Source organism: Acinetobacter sp. 228, assembly GCF_048147885.1.
Map to the genome: position 1 here is coordinate 1 of NZ_JAYWYV010000395.1, position 1,207 is coordinate 1,207.

General features: G+C 39.4%; 1 protein-coding gene and 2 pseudogenes. All 3 read left to right on the top strand.

Annotated features, from left to right (window positions below; genetic code table 11):
• Positions 1-212 (top strand): annotated as a pseudogene (locus tag VXQ92_RS19300) (acyl-CoA synthetase); the annotation flags it as partial.
• Positions 213-214: 2 nt separating this feature from the next.
• Entirely contained in the window at positions 215-955 is a 741-nt protein-coding gene (locus VXQ92_RS19305) for a glycosyltransferase family 2 protein (RefSeq protein ID WP_017816399.1), read from the top strand.
• A 2-nt stretch (positions 956-957) separates the two neighbouring features.
• Positions 958-1,207, top strand: a pseudogene (locus tag VXQ92_RS19310) (acyltransferase); the annotation flags it as partial.

Sequence of the window (1,207 nt, forward strand, 5' to 3'; positions counted from 1 at the left end):
TACAACATTTTGCTAAATCAATTTGGTCTGATTTGAGCTGGTGTCAGGGATATGAGCAGTTAAAATTTCAAAACCTGATTCGTCCGTATGCTGTGGTACAACTCAAGCTTGCTCGAAAAGAGCATAAAGTGAGTTTTGAACTACGTGATTCAGAACAGATTCTGGCTTCAGGGCGACTATTATTTGCCTTGCAAATGGAAGTAGAGGATTAAAAATGCAGTCCAATTACGGCTTTGTTGTTCCGGTTTATAATCATCCACATTATTTAGCAGATTTGATTTCTTATCTGGACAGTTTTGATCTACCGATTGTGTTGGTCAATGATGGCAGTGATGATGCTTGTAGCCAAATTTTAAAAGCATTGGCAGAGCAATATTCTCAAATTCATCTTATTGAACATGATGTGAATAAGGGTAAGGGACAAGCCGTAATGACTGGTTTACGTGCAGCCTATGAGCTTGGTTTAAGCCATGCATTACAACTCGATTCAGATGGTCAACACTGCTGGGATGACATTCCAAAATTTATTGAGCAGTCTCGGCAGCATCCAGATGCAATGGTAATTGGTCAGCCATATTTTGATGCCTCTATTCCTAAAAAACGCTTATATGGCCGTTACATTACTCATTTTTGGGTGTGGTTAAATAGTTTATCTTTTGAAATTAAAGACAGCATGTGTGGGTTTCGCGTATATCCGCTCGAGAGCACAATAAAGGTGCTGAATAATGCTAAATTTCAGCCACGTATGGGTTTTGATAGTGAAATTTTAGTACGTTTAAAATGGGAAAATACGCCTTTTATTAATGTACCAACACCTGTGGTTTACCCAGAGCAGGGAATTTCTCATTTTCATGCTTGGCGAGATAACTTAGGGCTAAGCAAAGCGCATGCAACTTTGTTTATGGGCATGCTGATTCGCTTGCCGAAGCTATTAAAACAAAAGCTGCAAGGTTAATTATGACAGATTCAGCTTCACCAAAATGGAATGACATTAAAGAGCGAGGAGGGATGCTACCTCTCATGCTGATGTTATGGTTTTACCGTTTTGGTGGACGTTGGTTATGCAAGTTGGTGATGTACTTCGTCATTATGTGGTACTGGTTATTTGCTACCACAGCAAGACAGGCTTCCTTACTTTATTTACAAAAACTGCATCATTTTGCTGGATCGAAGTCGCCGTTTAACTACCAACCAAATTGGTCAAATA

Excerpts from the sequence above, each read along its gene's own strand:
- VXQ92_RS19305 (WP_017816399.1), top strand. The coding sequence starts at position 215 with ATGCAGTCCAATTACGGCTTTGTTGTTCCGGTTTATAATCATCCACAT.